Source organism: Actinoplanes sp. NPDC051411 (assembly GCF_040682075.1).
Lineage (GTDB): Bacteria > Actinomycetota > Actinomycetes > Mycobacteriales > Micromonosporaceae > Actinoplanes.
This window is the reverse complement of the sequence record NZ_JBFBAD010000033.1, coordinates 81,564-87,589: the sequence shown is the minus strand read 5'-3', so window position 1 is coordinate 87,589 and position 6,026 is coordinate 81,564. Positions and strand designations below refer to the sequence as shown.

General features: G+C 66.8%; 7 protein-coding genes and 1 pseudogene. 1 reads left to right on the top strand and 7 read right to left on the bottom strand.

Translation table 11 applies throughout. From position 1 onward, the window contains the following. Window positions 1-170: 170 nt before the first annotated feature. The 3 genes and pseudogenes from AB0M88_RS20170 to AB0M88_RS20160 form a co-directional block, all read right to left on the bottom strand. Window positions 171-1,136, bottom strand: a complete 966-nt coding sequence (locus AB0M88_RS20170; protein WP_364103989.1) for a nitroreductase — start codon at window positions 1,134-1,136, stop codon at window positions 171-173. A gap of 121 nt (window positions 1,137-1,257) precedes the next feature. Further along, on the bottom strand, window positions 1,258-1,746 hold the full coding sequence (locus tag AB0M88_RS20165) for a universal stress protein (RefSeq protein WP_364103986.1): 489 nt from the start codon (window positions 1,744-1,746) through the stop codon (window positions 1,258-1,260). A gap of 130 nt (window positions 1,747-1,876) precedes the next feature. Beyond that, window positions 1,877-2,011 (bottom strand): annotated as a pseudogene (locus tag AB0M88_RS20160) (ferredoxin family protein); the annotation flags it as partial. 34 nt (window positions 2,012-2,045) lie between these two features. On the opposite strand from AB0M88_RS20160, the gene AB0M88_RS20155 reads away from it, so the two are divergent. Then, complete coding sequence (locus AB0M88_RS20155) at window positions 2,046-2,729, top strand: helix-turn-helix domain-containing protein (RefSeq protein WP_364103984.1); 684 nt, start codon at window positions 2,046-2,048, stop codon at window positions 2,727-2,729. 58 nt (window positions 2,730-2,787) lie between these two features. On the opposite strand, the gene ctaD is transcribed toward AB0M88_RS20155, so the two are convergent. The 4 genes from ctaD to AB0M88_RS20135 all read right to left on the bottom strand — a co-directional run bounded on the left by ctaD (window position 2,788) and on the right by AB0M88_RS20135 (window position 6,018). Then, the gene (gene ctaD / locus AB0M88_RS20150; RefSeq protein ID WP_364103981.1) at window positions 2,788-4,521 is read right to left on the bottom strand and encodes a cytochrome c oxidase subunit I; all 1,734 of its coding nucleotides are present in this window, start codon (window positions 4,519-4,521) and stop codon (window positions 2,788-2,790) included. Window positions 4,522-4,537: 16 nt separating this feature from the next. Continuing rightward, window positions 4,538-4,735 (bottom strand): hypothetical protein, encoded by a 198-nt coding sequence (locus AB0M88_RS20145; RefSeq protein ID WP_364103979.1) that lies wholly within the window; start codon window positions 4,733-4,735, stop codon window positions 4,538-4,540. 84 nt (window positions 4,736-4,819) lie between these two features. Further along, the gene (locus tag AB0M88_RS20140) at window positions 4,820-5,299 is read right to left on the bottom strand and encodes a cupin domain-containing protein (protein ID WP_364103976.1); all 480 of its coding nucleotides are present in this window, start codon (window positions 5,297-5,299) and stop codon (window positions 4,820-4,822) included. A gap of 236 nt (window positions 5,300-5,535) precedes the next feature. Then, the gene (locus tag AB0M88_RS20135) at window positions 5,536-6,018 is read right to left on the bottom strand and encodes a CBS domain-containing protein (protein ID WP_364103998.1); all 483 of its coding nucleotides are present in this window, start codon (window positions 6,016-6,018) and stop codon (window positions 5,536-5,538) included. Window positions 6,019-6,026 lie beyond the last annotated feature (8 nt).

The following is a 6,026-nucleotide window of genomic DNA, read 5'->3' as shown; positions in this document are numbered from 1 at the left end:
CGATGACTCCATCCAGCGACTCGACCCACTCGTTGGTTTCCTCGGGGTCGATGTCCGGAAGCTGGCTCGGTAGGCCATCGCTGATCACCGGGCGCCGCCCGGTCGTGGGCTTCATCCTGACTCCTTTCTACCGGCCACATCCGTGCGTCGGGTGGCCGGAAGTCGTTTCGTCAGCGGCGTTCGGCGGGGACAACCTCGACGAGTTGAGCGGCCGGTAGCCGAGGGGTGCGCGGCAGCACGCCGGGCGCAGCGTCAGCGATTCCCAGCCGCAGCGCCAGGTACGGATGATCCAGAGGTTTGAGTACCCGACGGAGTGCTTCGCGAGTACCGGGTACGGTGACGACGTCGCTCAACGGCAGCACCGAGACATCGAGCGCGGTGGCGGCCAGCCAGATGACCGACAACGCCTCGCCCGCCTGCAGCCACTGCGTAGGGTCGTCGCCGTCGCCGTAGAGCAGGGCGTACGTGGCGGCCCGGTCGTGGCCGGCCCCGATCGGCAGGGTTCCCGCGTGGCCGAACCCGCGACCCGGAACCGTGGTCTGCGCCAGTCGCTCCGGCAGCGCCTCCGGCGACAGTCCGACGCCTTCGGTCATGGTCCGGCTCGTCCAGTGGTCGAGCTCTTCGCGGGCACGCGGGTCGAGAGCTTGCACCGCGTCGGCTCTCGATACGGCAGCGGCTAGATCAAGGACCTGCTCAGCGGTCAGGACCTGCAGACGGACAGCGCCTGTCGCGCTGGCTTCGATGGCGCGGATGGCGAGGGACGCGACAGGTTGATCGCTGACCGGCCGGCGGTCGGTGCATCGCGTCCGCATGGCCTGCTCCTGCTGACGTGCGGCCGAGGTGATCGCTACCTCTTCGAAGCCGTCGAGTACGGCCAGCGGCCCGACTGTGGAAGGACCGCGTGTACGGGTGACCCGCGGGGTCCAGCCCTGGGCGGCCAGGGCAACGCACGCGTGATGCAGGGCGGCGCCGCAACTGAGGATCATCAGCCGAGCGTCCGGATCGAGGACGCCGAGTTGACGACGGGGCTCGGCGAACAACTCCAGCCGGTCCGGATGTACCCGCCAGCGCCATGGCTGGGTGTTCAGCACTGAGGGCGCCCAACGCGCGGCCGCCTCCGCGGCGGCGACGAGCACGTCGGCCGGGACTGTCAGATCGGTGCGCGACGGAGTGGGGTTCATGGCTGCCTTCTTCGCGAAAGGTGACCGCCGGATTGCCGCCGGTCCGGCCCGGCGGCTCAGGAAGCGGGTCCGATGTTCAACTCCTTGGTGGTATGACCTGCCGGTCCGCGTCAGTCCACCTCAACGACTGCGGTGGCAGCCGATTCGGCGTGGCCGGGGCGATCACGACCGGACAGGTCGCGCCTTGAACGCATCGGTGACTGACCGAGCCGAGCAGCAGACCGGTCATGGTGCCGTGCGTGGGTGCGCCGAGGACCAGCAATTGGGCTGAGCTGCCGGCTCGGAGCAGTTCTTCGGCGGGAAATCCCCGTATCACCCGGGGGCGGATCGGAACCGACCGGCCGTACTCCCGGGTCACCTCGACCAAGGAGTCCAGCAGGACCGTCTCGGCAACAGCGGCGAGGTCGTCAACGACGAACGCCCCCGGCATGCCTGCCCAGTAGGTCGCTTGCGGCGTCCAAACGTTAACGGCCTCAACGTCGGCGGCGGTTCGCTCGGCCTGCGTCAGCGCCCAGCGCAGAGCGACCTTCGAGCCGGAGGAGCCGTCGACGCCGACAACGATCATCCGCCGAAGCGGCCAGTGCGGGCCACCCTGTCTCATCATGCTTCCTCCCCACCCTCGAAGCCAGGTCACTCCCGGTCAGGCCGCGGCTGAATGTTCACGACGCAGGCTTGCCGTGTCCGCTGACCAGCGCGGCACCGCAGTCGACGCACTCGGCGGGCTCGATGTACAGGGCGCGAGAACCCTCGTAGATGCAACCGCCCGGACATTCCTCCGCACACGCTTGGTCGACGACGTCGATGCACGGTTCTGCGATCACGTATGTCATGAACGCCTCCTCAATGTTTTTTACCATACTCGTCGTGTATATTCAGGGCGTGCCTAATGATGTGACCTTCGGAGCACTCGCCGTTCCGAGCAGACGACGGCTGCTACAGGCTCTTCGGGCGGCCGCCGCTCCGGCGGACGCTCAGGCGTTGGCTGCTGTCACCGGTTTGCATCCCAATACCGTCCGGTTCCATCTCGACGTGCTGATCAAAACTGGTTTCGTTCGGGAACACTCGGCCAGACAGGGTCGTCGCGGGCGGCCCCGCACCGTGTACGAGGCGGTCACGGCCGCGGTGCAAGACGGTGGATACGAACTTCTCGCGTCTGTCCTTGTCGACCATCTGGCTGAGAACGACGGCAGCGATATAGCCAGGAAGGCCGGCTGGGCGTGGGCGCAGCGGCTTCGGCCGCACTCCCCTGGCCAGTCCGACGACGTGCAGGCCACCGTAAGCATGGTCTCAGCGGTGTTCACCGAGTTGGGCTTTCAACCCGCCGTCGCCGCGAACGGCGGTCAGGTGCAGATGACCTTGCATGCCTGTCCTTTTTGGTCGTTGGCGGAAGACCACCCCGGCATCGTGTGCGCCATGCACCTCGGGCTGTTGCAGGGGCTCGTCGAGCAGGATGCCCGGGCACCGCTCGAAGCGCGTCTGACGCCGTTCGTGCGGCCGCGCCAGTGTCAGGCCGACCTCGTCTACGAGGCAGGGCCGGCCGGCCGCTGACCGCCGGTTTGCCGATGACGCCCGCGCCGCACTGCGCCGGTTCGAGGTTCCGACCCGTTCACCGGTCGCGATAGCTGGCGCCGCCGTGTGATTCGTCGGTGAGTGGTTTGGCGCCTCCGGCCGGTGGGTGTTGCAGGGAGTGGCCAGGCGCGTGTTCGGGGTAATGCAGGTCGAACGCCGGGCGTTCGGAGCGGATGCGGGGCATGCGGTCGAAGTTGCGTAGCGGCGGTGGGCAGGAGGTGGCCCATTCCAGGGACATGCCGTGTTCCCAGGGGTCGTCCACATTGACCTGTGGGCCGTATCGGTAGGACTTCCACACATTCCACACGAAGGGCAGCATCGATGCTCCGAGGATGAAGGAGCCGATGGTCGACACCGTATTGAGAGTGGTGAATCCGTCGGAGGGAAGGTAGTCAGCGTAACGGCGGGGCATCCCTTTGGTGCCGAGCCAGTGCTGGACGAGGAAAGTGGTGTGGAAACCGATGAAGGTGAGCCAGAAATGGACTTTGCCGAGGCGTTCGTCCATCTTCCGGCCGGTCATTTTCGGGAACCAGAAGTACACGCCGCCGAAGACGGCGAACACGATGGTGCCGAACAGCACGTAGTGGAAATGCGCGACGACGAAGTAGCTGTCGGTGACGTGCCAGTCGAGGGGTGGTGAGGCGAGCAGGACGCCGGAGAGGCCGCCGAACAGGAAGGTGACCAGGAAGCCGATGGCGAACAGCATCGGTGTTTCGAAGCTCAGTTGGCCTTTCCACATGGTGCCGATCCAGTTGAAGAACTTGATGCCGGTGGGGACGGCGATCAGGTAGGACAGAAGTGAGAAGAACGGCAGCAGGACCTGTCCGGTGGAGAACATGTGGTGCGCCCACACGGACATGGAGAGGCTCGCTATGGCGACGGTCGCGGCGACCAGTCCCTTGTAGCCGAACAGCGGCTTGCGCGAGAACACCGGAATGATCTCCGTGACGATGCCGAAGAACGGGATCGCGACGATGTAGACCTCGGGGTGGCCGAAGAACCAGAACAGGTGCTGCCAGAGCATGGGGCCACCGGTGGCGGGATCGAAGACGTGTGCGCCCAGCATCCGGTCGGCCATGGCGGCGAGCAGGGTGGCGGCCAGCAGCGGGAACACGATGACGACCATGAGGGCGGTGACCAGGATGTTCCACGTGAAGATCGGCATCCGGAACATGGTCATCCCGGGCGCGCGCAGGGTGAGGATCGTGGTGATCATGTTGACGGCACCGAGGATCGTGCCCAGGCCCGACAGGACCAGGCCGATGTACCACAGGTCGCCGCCCACTCCGGGACTGTGTTGCGCGCTGGCCAGGGGTTGGTAGGCAAACCAGCCGAAGTCCGCCGCGCCGCCGGGAGTGGCGAAACCACCGACGGCCATCAGCCCGCCGAACAGGTACAGCCAGTACGCGAACGCGTTCAGCCGGGGAAACGAGACGTCCGGCGCGCCGATCTGCAGCGGCACGATGTAGTTCGCGAAAGCGAACACAATCGGCGTGGCGAACAGCAGCAGCATGATCGTGCCGTGCATGGTGAACAGCTGGTTGTACTGTTCCGGGGAGAGAAACTGCAGACCCGGCCGGGCCAGCTCCGCTCGCATCAACAAGGCCATGAGCCCACCGGCGAAGAAGAACCCGAACGACGTGACCAGGTACATCAAGCCGATCTGCTTCGCGTCGGTGGTCCGCAGCAATCGGGCGACCGCAGACCCTCTCGGCGCTCGGTTCACCGGTCCCGGATAGGGCGAGATTCGTTGCGGACGCACCGTCGCCATATCTGTACGCCTTCCACTACCGGCGCCGTGCGCCGAATCGTCCCGCACACATGTCCCAGGCCGCCGGCCAGACCACCACTATCCAGTCCCGGCCTCGCCCGACCAGATGTTCGCGCACGTCGTCACCGGCCGCTATGCCGATCTCGCGCAACTCCGGGCGTCGTTTCTTACCGACCGTCCGCAACCAGGACGTCGCGCGCAAGGTCGCCGCCAAGGCAGAGAGTGGACTCCCGCGGCGTCTGCGCGGTCTTCGTCCCGGTCAACCCGGCCTGGACGATCACGAAAGCATGTGGCTCGTTCATCGACTTGGCTCCCGGCGATGCGCCGTCGTGATCAGGTCGTTCGCGGCCCGGGCGGAGGTGCCATTGCGGGCTGATGTCGGTAGCCGCGTCGCTGCTGGTATTGAACGGCGAAGGCTGGTGTTGCCGAGGCCGGCCGCGATCGGTGTCGTACGGTTGGCGGCGGTGAGCAGCAGGACCGTGTCTTCCAGCGCTACCACCGTGCGCCGGGCACCGGGCATGATCAGCAGCTGTCCAGGGGAACCCTCGGTCGTGTCGTCGCCGGCGGTGATCCGTACCCGGCCCCGTAGTACCTGCACGGTGGCGTCGCCTGGGTTGTCGTGCTGTTCCAGCCGTTGGCCGTGGGCCAAGGCGATCACCGTCTGGTAGAGCAGGCCCGACCGTCCATCGCAGACGGTTCGTACGCCGCTGCGATCCGAGGCGCCGAGTGCATGACTGAGCAGCCCATCGGCGAGCGCTGTCAACGACCATTTCTCCATCTCCGACTCCTCTGCGTTTGAGAATCGCGAACCGGCGTTGCATCGGAGACAGCCGGCGGCGCAGTTCGGGTCACCGGCGGCTGGATATCGCTCTCCGGCGCGGCGACAGCCGCCGCGGTGGTGTGTGGGCGCTGCCGAGCAGCAGCGCGGTTCGTTGGGCGATAGCCCTATCCGACTCCTCAGGGGTATCGATGCGTGGACACGGTTGTCGGGTGCGCGATGACGAGCAAAGGAACTCAGGTCCGGTCGTCGCTTCGGCTTGACCCGGACGGAACTGCGCGGGCGGGTCGCCGGGTCGGCCACCAGCCGTCCACCGGGTGTTGCTGTGGTTCGGGGGCCGGGGTGGCCGCGGCCGCTGTGGGCGGGGTGACGAGGACGTCGCTGTGGACCGCCGTCACGCCGGACACGTCCCGGACCAGCCGTTCGAGCAGCGTCGCGGTCAGGGCCTCCTCGACGGTTCCGGCGATCGTGGCTACGCCGTCGCGTACATCGAAAGCGAGGTCCCGCCTGGGTAGGGTCGCCAGCAACTGGCGTAGGTCGGCGCGAATCTCGTCGTCCGGACGCTCGTACACCTTCAGCAGATCGGCGGCGGTGACGACGCCCAGCAGCCGCCGGTCCGGTCCCGTGACGAGGAGCCGATTGACACCGTACTCGCGCATCAGCCGGCCGGCCTGGCCGAGCGTGACATCGGGGGCGACAGTCATTGCCGGCGCGCTCATCATCTGCC